Source organism: Janthinobacterium sp. 61, assembly GCF_002846335.1.
GTDB lineage: Bacteria > Pseudomonadota > Gammaproteobacteria > Burkholderiales > Burkholderiaceae_D > Janthinobacterium.
The window spans coordinates 2399958-2416979 of sequence record NZ_PJMQ01000001.1 but is presented as its reverse complement, the minus strand read 5'-3'; the positions used below and the strand labels follow the sequence as shown (position 1 = coordinate 2416979).

Annotated in this window: 13 protein-coding genes; 6 read left to right on the top strand and 7 right to left on the bottom strand. The window is 63.6% G+C overall.

Annotated elements, in window-relative coordinates; all coding sequences use genetic code 11:
- Positions 1 to 2 precede the first annotated feature (2 nt).
- Positions 3 to 701, top strand: coding sequence for an urea ABC transporter ATP-binding subunit UrtE (gene urtE / locus CLU92_RS11020; protein ID WP_101481924.1), 699 nt, complete (start codon positions 3 to 5; stop codon positions 699 to 701).
- Positions 702 to 703: 2 nt separating this feature from the next.
- On the opposite strand, the gene CLU92_RS11015 is transcribed toward urtE, so the two are convergent.
- Positions 704 to 1288 carry a chromate transporter gene (locus CLU92_RS11015; protein WP_101481923.1) on the bottom strand — a complete coding sequence of 195 codons (585 nt, stop codon included), beginning with the start codon at positions 1286 to 1288 and terminating at the stop codon, positions 704 to 706.
- Positions 1285 to 1872 (bottom strand): chromate transporter, encoded by a 588-nt coding sequence (locus CLU92_RS11010; RefSeq protein ID WP_101481922.1) that lies wholly within the window; start codon positions 1870 to 1872, stop codon positions 1285 to 1287. The genes CLU92_RS11015 and CLU92_RS11010 overlap by 4 nt, the downstream gene beginning before the upstream one ends.
- Positions 1873 to 2090: 218 nt before the next feature.
- Between CLU92_RS11010 and CLU92_RS11005 the strand changes: the two genes are divergently transcribed.
- Positions 2091 to 2312: a hypothetical protein gene (locus CLU92_RS11005; RefSeq protein ID WP_101481921.1), complete on the top strand. Its 222-nt coding sequence runs from the start codon at positions 2091 to 2093 to the stop codon at positions 2310 to 2312.
- Between the two features lie 416 nt (positions 2313 to 2728).
- Here the strand turns inward: CLU92_RS11005 and CLU92_RS11000 are convergent, their stop codons facing one another.
- Positions 2729 to 3328, bottom strand: coding sequence for a two-component system response regulator (locus CLU92_RS11000; protein ID WP_257561059.1), 600 nt, complete (start codon positions 3326 to 3328; stop codon positions 2729 to 2731).
- A gap of 362 nt (positions 3329 to 3690) precedes the next feature.
- A complete protein-coding gene (locus CLU92_RS10995; protein ID WP_257561058.1) occupies positions 3691 to 4272 on the bottom strand; it encodes a phosphohydrolase in 582 nt (193 codons plus the stop codon).
- 175 nt (positions 4273 to 4447) lie between these two features.
- Between CLU92_RS10995 and CLU92_RS10990 the strand changes: the two genes are divergently transcribed.
- Positions 4448 to 7585, top strand: a complete 3138-nt coding sequence (locus tag CLU92_RS10990; protein ID WP_257561057.1) for an NAD(P)-binding protein — start codon at positions 4448 to 4450, stop codon at positions 7583 to 7585.
- A 2-nt stretch (positions 7586 to 7587) separates the two neighbouring features.
- Positions 7588 to 8499, top strand: coding sequence for an alpha/beta hydrolase (locus tag CLU92_RS10985; RefSeq protein WP_101481918.1), 912 nt, complete (start codon positions 7588 to 7590; stop codon positions 8497 to 8499).
- Here the strand turns inward: CLU92_RS10985 and CLU92_RS10980 are convergent.
- Positions 8484 to 11375, bottom strand: coding sequence for a hybrid sensor histidine kinase/response regulator (locus tag CLU92_RS10980; protein WP_257561056.1), 2892 nt, complete (start codon positions 11373 to 11375; stop codon positions 8484 to 8486). The two genes, CLU92_RS10985 and CLU92_RS10980, sit on opposite strands and share 16 nt — an antisense overlap.
- Positions 11376 to 11531: 156 nt before the next feature.
- Between CLU92_RS10980 and CLU92_RS10975 the strand changes: the two genes are divergently transcribed.
- Entirely contained in the window at positions 11532 to 12161 is a 630-nt protein-coding gene (locus tag CLU92_RS10975; RefSeq protein ID WP_101484623.1) for a LysE family translocator, read from the top strand.
- Here CLU92_RS10975 and CLU92_RS10970 read toward each other — a convergent pair.
- On the bottom strand, positions 12124 to 12870 hold the full coding sequence (locus CLU92_RS10970; RefSeq protein WP_257561055.1) for a YceI family protein: 747 nt from the start codon (positions 12868 to 12870) through the stop codon (positions 12124 to 12126). The two genes, CLU92_RS10975 and CLU92_RS10970, sit on opposite strands and share 38 nt — an antisense overlap.
- Positions 12871 to 13395: 525 nt before the next feature.
- Complete coding sequence (locus tag CLU92_RS10965) at positions 13396 to 16101, bottom strand: M1 family metallopeptidase (protein WP_101481917.1); 2706 nt, start codon at positions 16099 to 16101, stop codon at positions 13396 to 13398.
- A gap of 251 nt (positions 16102 to 16352) precedes the next feature.
- On the opposite strand from CLU92_RS10965, the gene CLU92_RS10960 reads away from it, so the two are divergent.
- Positions 16353 to 16976: a glutathione S-transferase family protein gene (locus tag CLU92_RS10960; RefSeq protein WP_101481916.1), complete on the top strand. Its 624-nt coding sequence runs from the start codon at positions 16353 to 16355 to the stop codon at positions 16974 to 16976.
- Positions 16977 to 17022: the final 46 nt, after the last annotated feature.

Below are 17022 nucleotides of genomic sequence, written 5' to 3'. Positions count from 1 at the left end.
CCATGCTGGAAGTGCAACAATTAAATCAATACTATGGCTCCTCGCACACCTTGCGCGGCATCGACCTGTCCGTGCGCAAGGGCGAGTGTTTGGCCTTGCTGGGCAGGAATGGCGTCGGCAAGACGACCTTGCTGAAATGCCTGATGGGCGTGTTGCCCGTGGCCCAAGGCAAAGTCGTGCTCGATGGGCGCGACATCACGACACTGGCGCCCCACGCGCGGGCAAAGCTGGGGATGGCGTATGTACCGCAGGGACGCGACATCTTTGCGCGCCTGACGGTCGAGGAAAACTTGCTGATGGGCATGGCCGTCAAGCGGGGCAGGCAAGCCTCGCGCATCGATCCGCACGTGTATGAACTGTTTCCGGTACTCAAGGAGATGCTGCAGCGGCGCGGCGGCGACTTGTCCGGCGGGCAGCAGCAGCAGCTGGCCATCGCCCGCGCCTTGCTGGCCGAGCCGCAGCTGATCATTTTTGACGAGCCCACGGAAGGCATCCAGCCCTCCGTCATCAAGGATATCGGGAGGGTCATTGCGCTGTTAAAGCAGCGGGGCGACATGGCCATCGTGCTGTGCGAACAGTATTTCGACTTTGCCCGCGAACTGGCCGACGAATTCATCGTGCTGTCGCGCGGCAGTGTCGTCGCCAGCGGACTGGCTGCACAGATGGATGGCGAGGATGTGAAGCGGCATTTGGCCGTGTAGGCTTACACCAGTTGCAGCCAGCCCAGCACGGCGCCAGCGGCCAGCAGCCATAATAAGTGGATCTTCGTGCGCCAGATGATCAGGCCGGCCACGATGGACAGGCTCCACAGGGGCCAGTCCGTGCGGATGTCGTGATTGGCGCCGCCCAAAATCATGCCCGTGGAAATCAGGAGGGCGACGACGATGGGCGCCATGCCTTGCTTGAAGGCGCGCACGGGGCGCAGGTCGCGGTTGCGGTAGCCCCACTGGGCTGCCACGTAGGTGAGGGTGGTGCTGGGCAGCATGATGCCCACCATGGTCACCAGCACACCCAGGTACGCGGCCGTGTAGCTGCCCGCATTCATGCCCACGTTCCAGCCCATCAGGGCGACGAACAGCACGTTGGGGCCGGGCGCGGCTTGCGCGATGGCGATCGATTCATTGAATTGCGCCTGTGTCAGCCAGCCGTGCTGTTCGACGAGGAAGCGGTGCATTTCGGAGGTGGTGGAAATGGCGCCGCCGATCGACATCAGCGACAGCATCAGGTAATGGCCGAACAGGTTCAGCCAGTCGCCCGCGCTCAGGACCAGTTGCAAGGGCGGGTTCATGAGGACAGCTTCCGGTATGTCAGCAGGCAGCCGATGCCGCCCAGGCCCAGCAGGATGTACAGCAGGGGCCAGTGCAGGATGGCCACCATCAGCACGCCCAGCATGGTGATCGGCAGAGTCAGCCACAAGGGCAGCGGATGCTTGCCCAGCGCGGCCGCAAGTTTCACGCCCGTGGCAGCGATCATGCCGGCCGAGACGGCCGCCATGCCGCGCAAGGCGCCCGCCATCTGCGGGTTGTCGCCATAGTGCGTGTACAGCACGCCCAGCAGCAGCACGATGACGAGGGGCACGGCCAGCATGCCGGCCAGCGCCGTCAGCGCGCCTTGCAAGCCGAAATAGCGTCCGCCCACCATCAGCGACAGATTGACAACATTTGGCCCGGGCATGATTTGTGCCACGGCCCAGTCTTCCAGGAATTCCTCTTGCGTCAGCCAGCGCTTGCGTTCGACCATTTCGCGCTGGATCACGGCCAGCACGCCGCCAAACCCCTGAAGGGCCAACCAGGTAAACGAGAAAAACAGGTCGGCCAGCGAAGCCGGTTGCGGGCGGGGCAGGTCGGGCGGGAAGGGGGGCGGCGAGGGCATCGCTGATTATCGCCGTGGCCGATTGCGCTTGTCCATCGCTTTCGCCCCCCTGTTGTGCCAGCAAGAAAAAACTGTGGCTCATGTTTCCCTGCCATTGACATCGAGAGTTTATCAGCAATACTTTATCGGCAACACGACCGCTGTTCTTGCCCGCGCTGGCGCGGTGCGTACCGCTACGCCGTCTCCCCCTCCGTCCCCCTTCGCAGGAGTTGTTCATCATGCTTAATTCCACAGAAACGCTGCATATGCCCGTCAATACCGTGGTGCTGCATGCCCGGCTCGATCAGAAGATGTCCGATATCGTCAACCTGGGCATCGCCGTGCAGGCTGCCTTCAGTACCTTGTGTGCGCTGGAATACCTGAAGTCATACAATGTTGCCCCCGAACTGATCGAACGCGTGCTGCTGCATCCTGAGCAGCGCCGCCAGACCGTGCATTGAGTATTCGCACGGCAACTGTGTTGCCGGCAGCCGGAGTACGGTGTTGTCGGATTGATCATTTCGGCTCAGTTATGCACAAATGATGGCTTAGCGAAAATACCGAAATATTTTTCTTGTGATTATGTGTGAATTTCTAAGTGATTGATTTTATTGGGGTTTATTTTTGCTGTTTGATTGAGCAGTTTATTGAAAGCCGCACGGGCTGTGGCTTTGAGGCCTGTCAATAGGCCCTTATCCACAAAGATATCCACAGTCAGTGTGGATATCTGAAAAAGCGCTTAACAATCCGCCACTTAGATAGTGGCACCGGATCGGCGCTGCAAATGCAGTGTCGCGCCAGCCCAAAACAGGGCATTGCACAAGCCTGTATGCCTATCCAGTGCTCTTGTTTTATGACTGAAAGTAGCGGCGGCGTTTCAGGGCTTGCCGTCCGCCGGTTCTGCTGGCGCGTCGCCGCAGTGGACCAGGGCGGCGGCGAGGTCGGCGACTTGTTGCTGCGCTTCGCGCAAGGTGGCGTAGGTGCGCAGCGAGGTGATCACGGTGGTAAACAGCTTGCGCGTGGTCAGGTCGGTCTTGCACCAGAAATCGTTGATGTCGTAGTCGATGATGATGCGGTGCTCCAGCGCCTGGCCGGGCTGGCCCGTGCGCAGGATGATGCGCACGGCGCTGTTGTGCAGGTCTTCGCGGATCTGGCGCGCCACTTGCAGCCCGGCATCCTGGGTTTCCATGATGACATCAAGCAGCACCACGGCGATATCGGGCGTGTTGCGCAGCAAGGCGAGCGCCTCGGCGCCAGAATACGCATGCATAAAGCTCAGCCTGCGGCCCTGGAAGCTGGCCTGGCTGAGGGCGAATTTGGTCACCACGTGGACGTCGACATCATCATCGACAATCAGCACGCGCCATGGTGCCGCGGTGGGTGCTTCTGCCGCCGCGTCTGCCCGACCGAGTGGCTCATCGACCAGCCAGTCGGGGTCGTCCGCACCCTTGGCGGCACTGTCGCTATCCATATTCATGCATTTATCCACCGTTGATTGTGTTCGCTCATTCCACACTATGCCAGTCTGCGGGGTTTGTCAAAACAATGCGGTTCAGGCAAGACGGCGTGGAGCAGGATTGCTTATGCACAGCAAAATATATTTTCATGCTCGCAGAGTAACTTTGCTCAGGCGCAAAATCACGATTCTAAGTCATTGATTTCATTGGGGTAAAAAATTGCCTGTGAAATCAGCAAATTGTTGAAACCCGCATTAATACTGGTGTTGCGGCTTGTCAAGAGGGGCTTATCAACAACTTTATCCACAGTTGCTGTGGATATCTAAAAAAGCCGTGCAAAAACCGGGGCTTAGCGCCGGTTCGTGCGGCAGGGTGGATGCATTCATGCGGCAAGCCCAAGCCCGCCCAACTGGGCAAAGGCATGCAGGAAGCGCTGCTTGGCTTCGGCCGGACCCATGGCTTCGATTATACCGGGCAAGGGGGCGATGTCGTCAAGATAAGCCCAGCGTTCCGCCGAATGCGGCATCAGGTCGCGCTTTTCCGTGGCCAGCGCGATCAGGTCGGCCCGCTTGATGGGCGCGTAATCGGAAAAGTCGAGGCCATAGGTGGTGGCGATGATGGCGCTGACCTTGTCTTCCAGCAGGGCAAATTCCGGCAACAGCACTTTCAGGGGTTTCACCATATCGCCCAGGTAGGCTTCTGCCGCGTCGTGCAGCAGGGCGGCCAGGCGCAAATGGGGCGGCACCAGTTCGGCGACGATCAGGCTGTGCTGCGCGACCGAGTAAAACACTTGCGTCTGCCCATTGAAACGGCACTGGTAAGCCAGGCCGTGGGCGATGTCTTCGATGGCGACCTTGTCGATATGCGGGCGCAAGGGATAAAAACGGTTGCCGGAATAGGTGGAAACGTAGTCGGTGGTAATCATTGCCATGGCAGGGTGCTCGGAGCGGTCAGGATGTTTCATCGTACACCCGATGGCACGGGCTTGCCCCAGCTGCCGTGCGCAAGCACCTTGCTGCCGGGATGGAAGTAAAGCTATGCATCTTGGCAAATCCTTTAATTTATTTCATATCATTCATTGTTCTTTCTCAAATACACTGTAGAAATCTTGTTTGACTGAAACTTAAGGGGACAGGGCAATGACGGCGATACCTTCGGCAAGACCTTCGTATATTTATCAGGGCGGTTCGGTGATGATGCACTCGCCGCTGCAATTGAAACAGTCGGAAATGTACGGTTATTTCGTCAGGGGCGACCTGGCGAAGTTGCAAGCGACCGTGAACACCACCCTGAACCAGGTGGCGGGCCGCAAAATGACCCTGAAAGCGCTGTCGCCGTATGTGATGCTGACGTTTACGCGCGTCAACCACGCGGACTCCGCCAATCCCGTCGACCAGGCCAAGGGCTGGATCACGGAAGTCGACATCGTCACCTGGATCATGGTCGGCGAGATGGATGCGGCGGGCAAGCTGGCGCATATCTATTGGTACCCTTGCCATATTTTCGTCGACGATGCCATGGCCCTGATCAACGGGCGCGAACTGTTCGGCTATCCGAAATACCTGTGCGAATACGACATTCCCACCGCCGGCAGCGAGCCGCTGCGCTGTTCCGTGGCCGCCAAGGGGTTCCAGCATTTTTCGCCGGAAACGAAACTTGCCCTGCACCCGCTGCTGGAAGTCAATGCCACCGTGCAGACGGGACAGCACAAGAGCGTCAACAGCTTCCTCGAACTCATCGAGCAAGCCTTCAAGATTTTCCTGTCGATTCCCGATTTCTTTGACATGGATCAAGCCGGCTGGGCTGATATTTTGTCGCTGCTGCGCAAGCCCCGCATCGACCAGATTTTCCTCAAGCAGTTTCCCGACAGCGCGGGCGTGAAAGCCGTGTACCAGGCTTTGGTGGCCGCACCGGCCGAGATCAACCGTCTGCACAGTGCGCGCCTGCTCGGCTATGAATACGAATGTACCTTGCACGCCTTCGACAGCTTCCCGCTGGACCAGACCCTGGGTTTGCAGCTGGGACCGCAGGCGGCCATCCTGCCGTTCAATGTGAATTTCGACTTTACGGCCATGCCAGGCGAGGAGCTGGTCGATAATTCGCAGATCGCGCCGGAAAAGATCGCCATCCTGGGCGGCGGCGTGGCGGCCATGACGGCCGCGTATTACCTGACGAACCAGCCGGGTTGGCAAAACCAGCACGCCATCACCGTCTATCAGCTGGGCTGGCGCCTGGGCGGCAAGGGCGCCAGCGGACGCAATGCACAAGTGGGCCAGCGCATCGAGGAGCACGGCCTGCACATCTGGTTCGGCTTCTATGCCAATGCCTTCAGGATGATCAAGGAAGCCTACGCCAGCCTGGAGCGCCCGCCCGGTGCCCCGCTGGCCACCTGGCGCGATGCTTTTAAACAGCACGATTACGTGGCACTGTCGGAAGACGTGAAGGGCAAGTGGCGCAACTGGTCCATCGTCTTTCCCACCTTGCCGGGCGAGCCGGGCGAGGGCGGTGAAGACATCACCCTGTGGCAGATGGCCATTGCCATGGTGGGATGGATCGAGCAGTGGATACGCCAGATCCGGCAAGTGGCGGACGCCGACGCGCGCATCGTCCGCGCCAGCGCATCGCAAGGCGAGGGCGTGTGGCCGGGCTGGCTGCGCCGCCTGGCCGACGAAGTGGTGGGCCAGGCCGATGAACTGGGCCTGGACGTGGGCCTGTCCGTGGGCGCGCTGGCGGCGCTGGTGGCCGACCTGGCGCCGGATTCCACGCGCCACGACCAGGCCCGCCACCAGCTGCTGGCCAGCACCCTGAACGGCATCCGCGCCTGGCTGCGCCTGCGCTACCGGACCCTGATCGATGGCGACGATGAATTGCGTCGCCTGTTCACCTGCCTGGACCTGGGCATCACGGTCATGAAAGGCATGTTCGAGGATGGCGTGTTCAAGCACGGCTTTGACGTCATCAACGACATCGATTTCCGCGCCTGGCTGCGCAAGCATGGCGGCGACGAGCAGTTCAGCGTCAACTCGGCACCCGTGCGGGGCTTTTACGACCTGGTGTTCGCCTACGAGGGCGGCGATTTCTCCAAGCCGAATATCGAGGCGGGCACCTTGCTGCGGGCCATGGCGCGCATCGGCCTGGCCTACAAGGGCGGCATCATGTTCAAGATGCAGGCCGGCATGGGCGACACGATTTTTACGCCCCTGTACGAAGTGCTCGCCAAGCGCGGCGTGCAATTCAAGTTCTTCCAGCGCGTGGAAGAGCTGGTGCCGGGCGCGGGCGACATCGACAGCATCCGTATCACGCAGCAGGTGCAATTGAAGGATTCGGCTGCCGGCTACGCGCCGCTGGTGGATGTGAAAGGCCTGGCTTGCTGGCCCAGCGCGCCCGATTACGCGCAGCTTGATCCAGCGCAAGCGGCGCTGCTGCAAGAGCAGGAAGTCAACCTGGAATCGTACTGGAGCGACTGGCCGCAGCAGTACCAGCAGGCGTTCGGCCGCGCGCTGCCCGTCACGGTCTTGCAGAAGGGCGTCGATTTCGACAAGGTGGTGTTCGGCATTTCCATCGGCTCGCTGCAGGCTTTATGTCCGCAATTGCTGGCGCAAAGCCCGGCCCTGCAACTGGCGGCCGACAAGGTGAAAACCGTGGCCACGCAGGCTTACCAGGTGTGGCTGAACAAAAACCTGGCGCAGATGGGCTGGACCACGCAGCCGAAAGGCCAGCAACCTGTGCTGTCGGCTTTCACGGAGCCGTACGACACGTGGGCGCCCATGGACCAGCTGCTGGCGCACGAAGACTGGCCGGCGGGGCTGGAACCGAAGAATGTGTCCTACTTTTGCAGCGCCTTCCCCGTCGATAGCTACCCGCCCGTCACCGATACGGGCTTTCCTGCCCGCTGCGCTGCCAAGGCGAAACAGGGCGCGCTGCACCAGCTGGAGCGCGAGATCGGCGCGCTGTGGCCCGAGGCGGGCGAGCCGGGCGCGTTTCCGTGGCAATGGCTGGTCGACGCAAAGGCGGGTAGCGGACCGGCGCGCTTCGACAGCCAGTATTGGCGCGCCAATGTCGACCCTTCCGAGCGCTACGTGATGTCGGTGGTGAACAGCACGCAGTACCGGCTGGCCACCGACCAGTCGGGCTTTTCCAACCTGTTCCTGACAGGCGACTGGATCAAGACGGGCCTCAACGCGGGCTGCGTGGAAGCGGCCGTGATGGCTGGCATGCAAACGTCGCGGGCCATGACGGGCTATCCGGCCGTGATCCAGGGCGAAAAGGACTTCTAGCCATGCGCTGCCTGATGCTGTTGTGTCTTGTCCTTGTCCACCTGCATGCCAGCGCCGCGCCGGCTGGCGCCATTGTGTTGTGGCCCGGTGCGCCGCCCGGTGGCGCGGCGCCCGGCCCGCAGCGCGATAATGCCAAGGGCTCCCTCACGCAGGTCGAACAACCCTATCTGATCGTGCACCGCCCTGCGCAGCCGAACGGCCTGGCCATCCTGCTGGTCAGCGGCGGCGGTTATGCACATATCGAAGCGGGCAAGGAAAGCGCCCCGGCCGCCAGCTGGCTGCAGGCGCAGGGCATTACGGCGTTTGAACTCGTGTACCGCTTGCCGCAGGAGGGCGGCGGGGTGGACGCGCCATTCCAGGACGGCCAGCGCGCCATGCGCGTGATCCGTGCGCACGCGGCAGAGTGGGGGATTGACCCTGCGCGTATCGGCATGCTCGGGTTTTCCGCTGGCGCCCACCTGGCCGGCATGACGGCAGTGCAGCCCGACGCCGCCCTGTATGCGCCTGTCGACGCGATGGACGTCTTATCCGCGCGGCCCGACTTTGCCGTACTGCTCTACCCCGTGTTGACCATGCAGCGGCCATACGACACGACGCATGCGAAGAAGCAGTTGCTGGGCGCCCATCCGACGCAGGCGGCGCGCGACGCGCTGTCGGTTGAATTGCAAGTCGATGCGCGCACGCCACCAGTGTTTCTGGCGCAGGCACTGGACGATCCCATTTCTCCCCCCGAGAACAGTGTGCTGATGGCCGCGGCTCTGCGCCGCGCGGGCGTACCCGTCGAGCTGCACCAGTTCCAGAGCGGCGGCCATGGCTGGGGCCTGGGCAAGCCGGGCAGCGAGCCGGCCGCCTGGCCGCAACTGTTGCTGGCGTGGCTGCAATCGCATGACTGGATGGTTCAAGCTCCGGGCTGATCTTCCAGGTCGTGTCGCGCCACGTCCAGCGCCGCCTGCAGTTGTGGCAGGAATTGCTCCACGTTATCGAGCTGGCCGTTCGAGGCCAGGGTTTCCATCTGGTGGCACAGGCTGTGCAGGGTGGGGCGGCTCAGGTAGCCGGCGCTGCCTTTCAAGGCGTGGAAGGCGGCCGCGGCCGCGCCGGCATTGCCATCGCGCACGGCGTGGCATGCCAGGTCCAGGCGCCGCGGCGCTTCCAGCAGGAACGCTTGCGCGATACGCTGCAAGTGCTGCGGCGACAAGCCTGCCAGGGGAAGGATGTGCACGGGCGCCGTCATGGGATCGGCCGGCGCGGATGGTTCGTCGTCGGCGACGTCCAGGCCGAACTGGTGCGCCAGGGTCTCGTCCTCGGTGGGCGCGGCCGGCGGCAGGGCATGGCCGCGCGCCAGCAGCAGGTCGATGATGGCGTCGATTTTCTCGAACAGCAGCGCTTCGTCGACGGGCTTGCTGAGGAAGTCGTCCATGCCGGATGCCAGATAGCGTTGCCGGTCATGTTCGCTGGCGTTGGCCGTCAGCGCGAGGATGGGGATGTGCGCGTCGGGAATGGGGAATTGCGCGTTGCCGCCGTCGCGGATCAGGCGCGCGGCCTGTTCGCCATCCATCAGCGGCATGCGGCCATCCATCAGCACGCAGTCGTAGGCGCCTGTGCCCAGCGCGCGCAGCGCCTGCTCGCCGTTTTCGACGATGGTGACGTCATGGCCCATGCCCTCCAGCAGGGTGCCGATGATGATCTGGTTGGTGCGCACGTCTTCGGCGCACAGGATGCGCAGGCGGCAGGCATGGCGCGCCTGGCGTACTGGCCGGCGCGCGTCGGCCGCCGGCGCGCTGCCGTCTTGCAGCGGTAAAGTGAAATGGAAGCGCGAGCCGATGCCGACCCGGCTTTCCACGCCGATGGTGCCATTCATCAGTTCGACCAGTTCCTTGCAGATGGCCAGGCCCAGGCCCGTACCGCCGTAGCGGCGCGTGGTGGAATGGTCGGCTTGCTCGAATTTCTGGAACAAACGCGGCAAGGTGTCGGCATCGATGCCAGGGCCCGTGTCGCTGATGATGAATTCGATGTCGCTGCGGCCATCGCCGCGCGGCAGCGTGCGGGCGCGCCGCACTTCCAGCAGCACTTCGCCATTCGCCGTGAATTTCAGCGCGTTCCCCAGCAGATTGATGAGGATTTGCCGCAATCGCGTGGGATCGGCGCGCACGTAGCGGGGGAGGTCCAGCGCCAGTTCGCGGCGCAGCAGCAGGCTCTTGGCGTCGGCCTGGCCCTGCACGATGCCCGCCGCGTCGCCGATTAGCGCCAGCAGGTCGAAGTCCACGGTTTCCAGGGTCAGTTTGCCCGCGTCGATCTTCGAGAAATCAAGGATATCGTTGAGAATGGTCAATAAGGAGACGCCATTGTGCAGGCCGATGCGCAGGTATTCCTGCGTGCGGCCTTTGACGGACTGGTCGCGCAGGGCGAATTTCAGCATGCCGATCACGCCGGCCAGCGGGGTGCGGATGTCGTGGCTCATGGCCGACAGGAAATCGATGCGGTGGCGGCTGACCACTTCCGCGTGCTCCTTGGCCTTCAGCAGGGCGTCGTTGCTGAGGGTGAGCGCCAACGTCCGCTCCCGCACGCGTTGCTCCAGATTGTTGCGCAGCAGACGGATCTGGTCGGCCAGGGCAAACGCCAGCAGCAAGCCGTCGAAGGTGCCGCCAAGCAGGGTTACCAGCTGGGCATTGGCCACCATGGCCGGCATCAGGCCCAGGTTGGCCGGCAGGATCAGAAAGCCGGGCAGCATCAGGGCGACGAAGGCCAGCACGAAGAAGCGCGCCGGCTGGTAGCCGCGGCACCAGACGACGATGCCGCAGATGAGCGCCAGCAGCATCCAGATGCTGATGGCGATGGTGGCCAGGGTGTGCGCATACGACAGGGCGAAGAAGCAGCTGGGTAGCAGCAGCAGGGGCAGCACCAGGTTGACCTTGCTGATGCGGTACAGCAGGAGCGAGTAGTCGCGCAGGTGCAGGAAATGCATGTAGAACAGGGTGCTGAAGACGGGCAGCAGGAAAAACGGCACGTAATGCAACTGCAACTGGTGCCAGTCGAACAGGTCGGCAAAGACGTGGAAGGTCATGGCCCAGGCCAGGCCATAGGTCAGCACGTACAGCGCGTAATAGGCCGAGGCTTTGTCCAGGGTGATGGAAAAGATGAAGAAATTAAACAGGCCCAGCGCCAGCAGGGCGCCGATGGACGCCACCATCAGGAAGTTTTCCTTGCCCACCAGCTTGCGGTAGTCCTGCTGCGTCTTCATGCCGAACAGGGGGGCGCGCGCGTAATACGGACTGGAAAAGCGGATCAGGATGTCATACGTGGCGCCAGGCGCCAGTTGCACGTTCCTGCCGTAGTGCAATAAATACTCGTGCGGGCGCTGGTAGCCCGTCAGCAAGGTCTGCGGCGCCGTGTGCGGCCCGGGGCCATACACGTACAGGTCGACCAGGTCGATCAGGGTGTCGTTCGGGTCGATGACCCAGGCTGCTACGCTGCTGTCGTTGCGCACTTGCGCATGCAGCCAGTAGGCGCCGCCGAACAGGTCGACCTGGTCGGCCGGGCGCTGGCGCGCCAGCCAGGCGGGCAGGGCGGCGGCATCGGCGGGCGCGCTGTCATTTCCGGCGAGAAATAGTTGCCCGCCGCTGCCCAGGTGATGGATGCCTTGCTTGCTCAGGGACAAGGATGCCGCCTGCGCCGCGCCCGTCAGCCCCAGCAGACCGAACAGCAGGCCGATCAGGAGCGGCCAGCCGCATAGCCAGACGCTGACGCGGGAGCTGGGCGCGCGGTGGCGGGATGGGGGCGGGTGGGCTGGCATCGATGAGTGTGGTGATGGTCGCGCGGGACTGGCGGCAATGCCGTTTGCTGTAGATGACTCATTTTAATCGACTCTCGGTGGCATAAGGACAATTTCATGTCCTGCCGGCATGGCGCACACTCCGGTATCATGGCGCCTTTTGCCCGCGAGACCTCCATGCTCAGTCCCGACCAGTTCCTGGCCTTCCTGGCCGCCGCCGTCCTGATTACCGCCAGTCCCGGCCCCGACAACCTGATGGTGCTGGGCGTGGGCATGTCGCGCGGGCGCCGCCAGGGCATGGCGTTCGGCCTGGGTTGCGCCCTTGGCTGCCTCACGCACACGGTGCTGGCGACCGTCGGCGTGTCGGCCCTGCTTGCCGCCTCGCCCATCGCCTTTACCGCGCTGAAAGTAGCTGGCGGCCTCTACCTGGTATGGCTGGGCATCGGCGCCTTGCGCAGCCGTGGCGGCGCGAAAGTCGACGGTGCGGCTGTCTTGCCCGACGAATCGCTGCTGCGCCTGTTCGGCAAGGGTTTGTTCGCCAACAGTATCAATCCGAAAGTCGTGCTGTTTTTCCTCTCGTTCTTGCCGCAATTCATTGTCGCAGGCCAGGGCAATGCCAGCTGGCAGACGGCGCAGCTGGGCCTGGTCTTCACGGCGCAAGCTTGCGTGCTGTTCGGCCTGCTCGGCTATTTTTCCGGCGCCGTCGGCCTCTGGCTCAACCGCCGCCCGCGCGCCGGCCTGTGGCTGGACCGCGTGGCCGGCACCATTTTCATCGGCCTGGGCCTGCGCCTGATCCTGGCGCGCTGACTTCCTGCCGGGCGGTGATGCGGAACGCCAGTTCCATCTGATCCTGCACGGCCATGGCGCCGCCCAGGACGGCGAACGGCACGATGCCGAAGTCGCTCTGTTTCAGCAGCAGGCTGCCACTGGCCTGCAAGCCGCGCCCATCGGCCGCTTCCGCCACCCGCACGGGCAGCTGCACTGTGCGCGTCACCCCATGCAGGGTGATGTCGGCGTCGAGCACCTCCTTGTCGCCCGTGCGGCGGGCCTCGATACGCACCCACGGATATCGCTCGGCGTCGAGCACGCGCACCAGCATATTGTGGCGCGTGCCGGCGACGGCGTCCGCCGACGGCGTCGTTGTCAGGCCGGCCGCCTGGCGCAAGCTCTCTTCATCCACGCTCATCTCGTCCAGCCGGAACTGGAATTGTGCGCGTCCCGGCGCAGGTGCCACCACGCCTTGCAGGGTGCGGCTGGCGATCACATGGTCATGCCCCAGGCGGGCCAGCGCGCCGCCGCGCCGCACGGTGATGGTCAGCAGGGATTCCTGCGGGACGATATGCAGGACGCGCATGCCCGGCTGTTGCCACGCGGGCGCGGGCATGGCGGCAGGGGCGGCCGGCGCAGGTGCCTGGGCAGGAGCGGGAGGCAAGGGCGTGCAGGCCGCCAGCACGGTGCATGCAAGCAGAAAAGTGGTGCATATGGCGGACGGCAGGCGGTGTTTCTGGCTGGGCATGGGCGCAAGGGGCTGGGGCGATGGGGGAATAGTACGCGATCTGCGCGTCGGCGCGCGTGCAATGTTAGCGCTGCGTCATACAGCCGTCATATGCCGCTGTTATGATGCTTTCGTTGGCACACAGCATGCGGTGCGCAGATCACTACGTTCCGGGAGCGATAGGATGCAGGCATGACTCAACAGCTTAGCCGGTGAGCTCAACCATCGGCACCAGACACGTAAAACTTATTTTATAGTAATGATCGCAGGGCGGAGCAGGGGAAATGAAGGGATGGGGCGGGAATTTAATGAAGTCCTAAGCCTGTCTCAACGAAGGGCTGGCATAGTGGAGTCATGGTGCACGGAAACCCCGGGCGCAGGGTTGCCGGACACCTCAATGACCGGCACGATTTCCGCTTTCTTGTTTTTCCCAGTTTATCCCTGCGCTCTGAAACAGCGTTTCAACCGGCTACCGCACTTTGCGAAGCCGGTTTTTTTTGCCTGCGTTTTCATCCGTTCCCGGCGCCGTAGCGCCGGCAATTCCACTTAGCCCGCCTGTTTCGCCAGCCATGCATCGACCGCTGGCAGCCGTTCTGCACGCAGCTTGATGCGGTACTCGATGCCAGCCACGGAACTGTCGGCGTCGCCGCGCGCGCCTTCGGGCAGGTTGGCTTGCGCGTACGCCTTCAGCTTGGCGATCATCTCCGGCTGCGCCGAGCCGGCGGCCAGGCGCGGGAAGTAGCGGCTGCGCGAACTGGCGTCGATGCGCGCATTGACTTGTTCCAGGTGCGCCAGCGCAAAGTCGAAGGCCAGATCCGGATGCGTGCGCGCCACGCGCGAGATCATGGCGGGGCTGTTGGTCACGCCCGGTTCGTCCGTCAGCGCCAGTGTCAGCGCGCGCTGTGCCAGGGCAGGATCATCGCTGGAGGCCAGCAGGTCGTACAGCTGGTTTTTGACCAGCGGCGTCTTTTCCTGCTGCGCCTTGGCGTGCAGCTGTTCCCAGGTGGCGGCGTCCGCATGCTGGGCCACCACGCCCAGGATGGTGCGGCGCAGCGGCGCGGGCATGGCGGCGGCATTTTGCTCACCGGCCTGTTCGCTGGCCGCGTAGCGGCGGCGCGCCTCTTGCAGCACGCCGGGCTCGCCCATGTCGCCGAGGATGGCAATCAGGCGGCCGCGCAGGGTCGCCACGCTGGACGCTTCGCCTGCGCGCGCTTCCCAGCCCGTCTGCGCCATCATCGGCGCCAGGCGGGCGATGGCAAAGCGGCCGAAGGCTTGCTGGCGCACGGCATCGCCCGCATATTGTTCATACAGGCCGTTCAGCGAGGCGGCCACCTTGCCCAGCACTTGCGGATCTGCCGACAGGGGCGTCGCTTTTACCAGTTCCAGGAAGTCGGCCAGGTTTTGCGCGCCCGACAGGCCCAGCGACTGGCTGTCCGACAGCAAGCCCAGTTGATCGATGGGCGCCAGGCGCGCAAAGCTGCGCGCCAGCGCGCGCGTGTTGGCGGGCGCGTACACGGTGCGGTAGTAGCCGCTCTGGCCCGCGTTTACCAGCAGGGCGCCGCAACCGGGCACGTTCAATGTCGCCTTGCCATTCTTGACCAGCACGCGCGCCTGCTTGTGACTGCCGACCGTCGAGGCGATCACCGGCACTTTCCACGACAGCGGCTTCTTGTCCGGCTGGTCCTTGGAAAATTCCGTCTGCGTGAGGGTCACGCGCGTGCTGCCCTTCCTGCACACGGCTTGGCCCACCGTGATCATCGGCACGCCCGGCTGCAGGGTGAAATCATGGGCGATGGCGCTGACAGGCTTGCCGACGGCCGCATCGACTTCGCGCCACAGGTCGTCCGACACCGTATTGCCATACGCATGCTTGCGCATGTAGCTGCGCACGGCCGTGCGCCAGGTGTCGGCGCCCACGTACGCTTCAAGCATGCGTATCACCGCTTCGCCTTTTTGATAGGTGATGCCGTCGAAGGCCTGGCTGGCTTGCTCCACGGTGGCGATGCGCTGCACCACGGGATGCGTGGTGCGTAGCGCGTCCTGGCTCATGGCCGATTCGCGCCCGCCCACGTTGGACAGGGCCGTGTTCCACTCAGGGTGCAGGCGTTCCGTGGTGCGGCTTTCCATCCACGAGGCAAAGCCTTCGTTGAGCCACAGGTCGTCCCACCAGCGCATGGTGACCAGGTCGCCGAACCACTGGTGCGCCATTTCATGCGACAGGGTGGTGTAGATGTTTTCCTTGTCGGACTGGGTCGAGATGGCCGGGTCGAGCAGCAGGCCATATTCGAAGGTGAACACGGCACCCCAGTTTTCCATGGCGCCGAAGAACTGGCTGCGGCCCGGCGCGGCGATGTTGTCGAGCTTGGGCAGCGGGTAGCGCACGCCGAAGTAATCGTTGTATTCGCGCAGCAGGGCGGCTGATTCGTCGAGCGCGAAGCGGCTTTGCGCCAGCGCGCCCTTTTTCGTGATGACGCCCACTTCCGTGCCGTCGGCCATCTTTGTCGCCCGTTCGAAGTCGCCCAGGCCGAAGAACAGCAGATAGGTCGACATGCGCGGGGTGGTGGCGAAGTACACGTGCTTCATGCCATAGCCCAGCTCCTCGCTGCGGGCAATGGGCATGTTGCCGACGGCCATCTGATTGCTCGGCACGACCACGTCCAGCGCGAAGGTGGCCTTGTAGTCCGGTTCATCCCATGACGGCAGCATGCTGCGCGCATCGGAATTCTCGAACTGCGTGTACAGCGCGCGCTGGCGCCCTTGCGGCGTGTCGTAGTCGAGCGAGAACAGGCCCGTGGCCTGCGTGCCGATCTTGCCGCTGTAATCGATGCGCAACAGGTACTCGCCCTTGTCCACGGGCTCGGCAAAGTGCACGGTGGCCGTCTGCTTGTCCGCATCGAACTCGATCTTGCGCGTTACCTGCTTGCTGCCGCCCGCGCCTTCGATGGCGGCGGCGGCAAACGCCAGGTTCAAGGCATTGAAGGTGATGCTGCTTGTTGGCGTGTCGACGGCCACCTTGATGGCCGCTTCGCCCTTGAAGGTGGCGGCGGCGGCGTCCGGGGTGATCGACACAATGTAGTGCAAAGGCCTGACGCCGCGCGGCAGCTGCGTGGTGGTCGTGGCGGCGTGGCTGGCCGAGGCGTATTTGGCGGCGGGTGCGGCGTGGCCCGGGTTGAAGGCGGTGACGGCAGCCAGTGCCAGGACGGCGGCGGCCAGTTGGCTGCGGCGGAAACGCGGTGTCGGTGTACGGTGCATGGTATGCCCTTGGTTCATGGATAAAACGCCCGCCAGCCGGGTAGGCCGCGAGCGTTGATGACGTGTGGGGGACATCGCTGGAACTGGCGGCCAGCGTTCCCCTGCAGCAATCTAAGGCGAAACGGGGGCAAAGTCAACGCGCCCGGGGCGGCACTTGCCTGCCGCACGCTGGTATGATGGGTGACTGGCCGTACTGCCACAGGCCAGTCCCGCAGCTGATTTTCCACCACAACGAGACGAGACCCACGCCCATGAAACTGATTATCAGCCCCCGCACGCCCAATCCACGCCGCGTCACCATGTTCATCGCCGAGAAGGGCATCACCGGCATCGAGGAAGTGGCGCTCGACCTGATGGCGGGCCAGCACCGCGATCCCGCCTTCCTGGCGAAAAACCCGCTGGGCCGCGTGCCCGTGCTGGAATTGGCGGACGGGCGCGTTTTGACCGAGACGCGCGCCATCTGCACCTACTTGGAAGGTTTGCAGCCGCAGCCCAATTTGATGGGCGAGGGTTTCGAGGAGCGCGCCTTCATTGAAATGGCCGACCGCCGCGTGGAACTGCATTTGTTCAGCGCCGCCGCCAACTGGGTGCGCCACGGCCATCCGGCCCTGGTGGCGCTGGAAAACCCGCAGTTTCCCGATTTCGCCACGGCGCAGGCGGGCAAGCTGCGCGAAACGGCGCAATGGCTGGACCAGGTGCTGGCCAGCCAGCCCTACATCGCCGGCGATCGTTTCACGATTGCCGACATCACGGCCTTTTGCGCGCTGGAATTCGCACGGGGCCTGATGAAGTATCGGCCGGGCGCGGAAGGGCTGCAGCACTTGCAGGCCTACCGCGACCGCATCGCCGAACGTCCCAGCGCGCAGCTGAAGTAAGCTCCCCAAAAAAAGAACGCCTGCGCCGGAGTCCGGTGCAGGCGTT

Excerpts from the sequence above, each read along its gene's own strand:
- urtE (WP_101481924.1), top strand. The coding sequence starts at position 3 with ATGCTGGAAGTGCAACAATTAAATCAATACTATGGCTCCTCGCACACC.
- CLU92_RS11015 (WP_101481923.1), bottom strand. The coding sequence starts at position 1,288 with ATGAACCCGCCCTTGCAACTGGTCCTGAGCGCGGGCGACTGGCTGAAC.
- CLU92_RS11010 (WP_101481922.1), bottom strand. The coding sequence starts at position 1,872 with ATGCCCTCGCCGCCCCCCTTCCCGCCCGACCTGCCCCGCCCGCAACCG.
- CLU92_RS11005 (WP_101481921.1), top strand. The coding sequence starts at position 2,091 with ATGCTTAATTCCACAGAAACGCTGCATATGCCCGTCAATACCGTGGTG.
- CLU92_RS11000 (WP_257561059.1), bottom strand. The coding sequence starts at position 3,328 with ATGAATATGGATAGCGACAGTGCCGCCAAGGGTGCGGACGACCCCGAC.
- CLU92_RS10995 (WP_257561058.1), bottom strand. The coding sequence starts at position 4,272 with ATGAAACATCCTGACCGCTCCGAGCACCCTGCCATGGCAATGATTACC.
- CLU92_RS10990 (WP_257561057.1), top strand. The coding sequence starts at position 4,448 with ATGACGGCGATACCTTCGGCAAGACCTTCGTATATTTATCAGGGCGGT.
- CLU92_RS10985 (WP_101481918.1), top strand. The coding sequence starts at position 7,588 with ATGCGCTGCCTGATGCTGTTGTGTCTTGTCCTTGTCCACCTGCATGCC.
- CLU92_RS10980 (WP_257561056.1), bottom strand. The coding sequence starts at position 11,375 with ATGCCAGCCCACCCGCCCCCATCCCGCCACCGCGCGCCCAGCTCCCGC.
- CLU92_RS10975 (WP_101484623.1), top strand. The coding sequence starts at position 11,532 with ATGCTCAGTCCCGACCAGTTCCTGGCCTTCCTGGCCGCCGCCGTCCTG.
- CLU92_RS10970 (WP_257561055.1), bottom strand. The coding sequence starts at position 12,870 with ATGCCCAGCCAGAAACACCGCCTGCCGTCCGCCATATGCACCACTTTT.
- CLU92_RS10965 (WP_101481917.1), bottom strand. The coding sequence starts at position 16,101 with ATGCACCGTACACCGACACCGCGTTTCCGCCGCAGCCAACTGGCCGCC.
- CLU92_RS10960 (WP_101481916.1), top strand. The coding sequence starts at position 16,353 with ATGAAACTGATTATCAGCCCCCGCACGCCCAATCCACGCCGCGTCACC.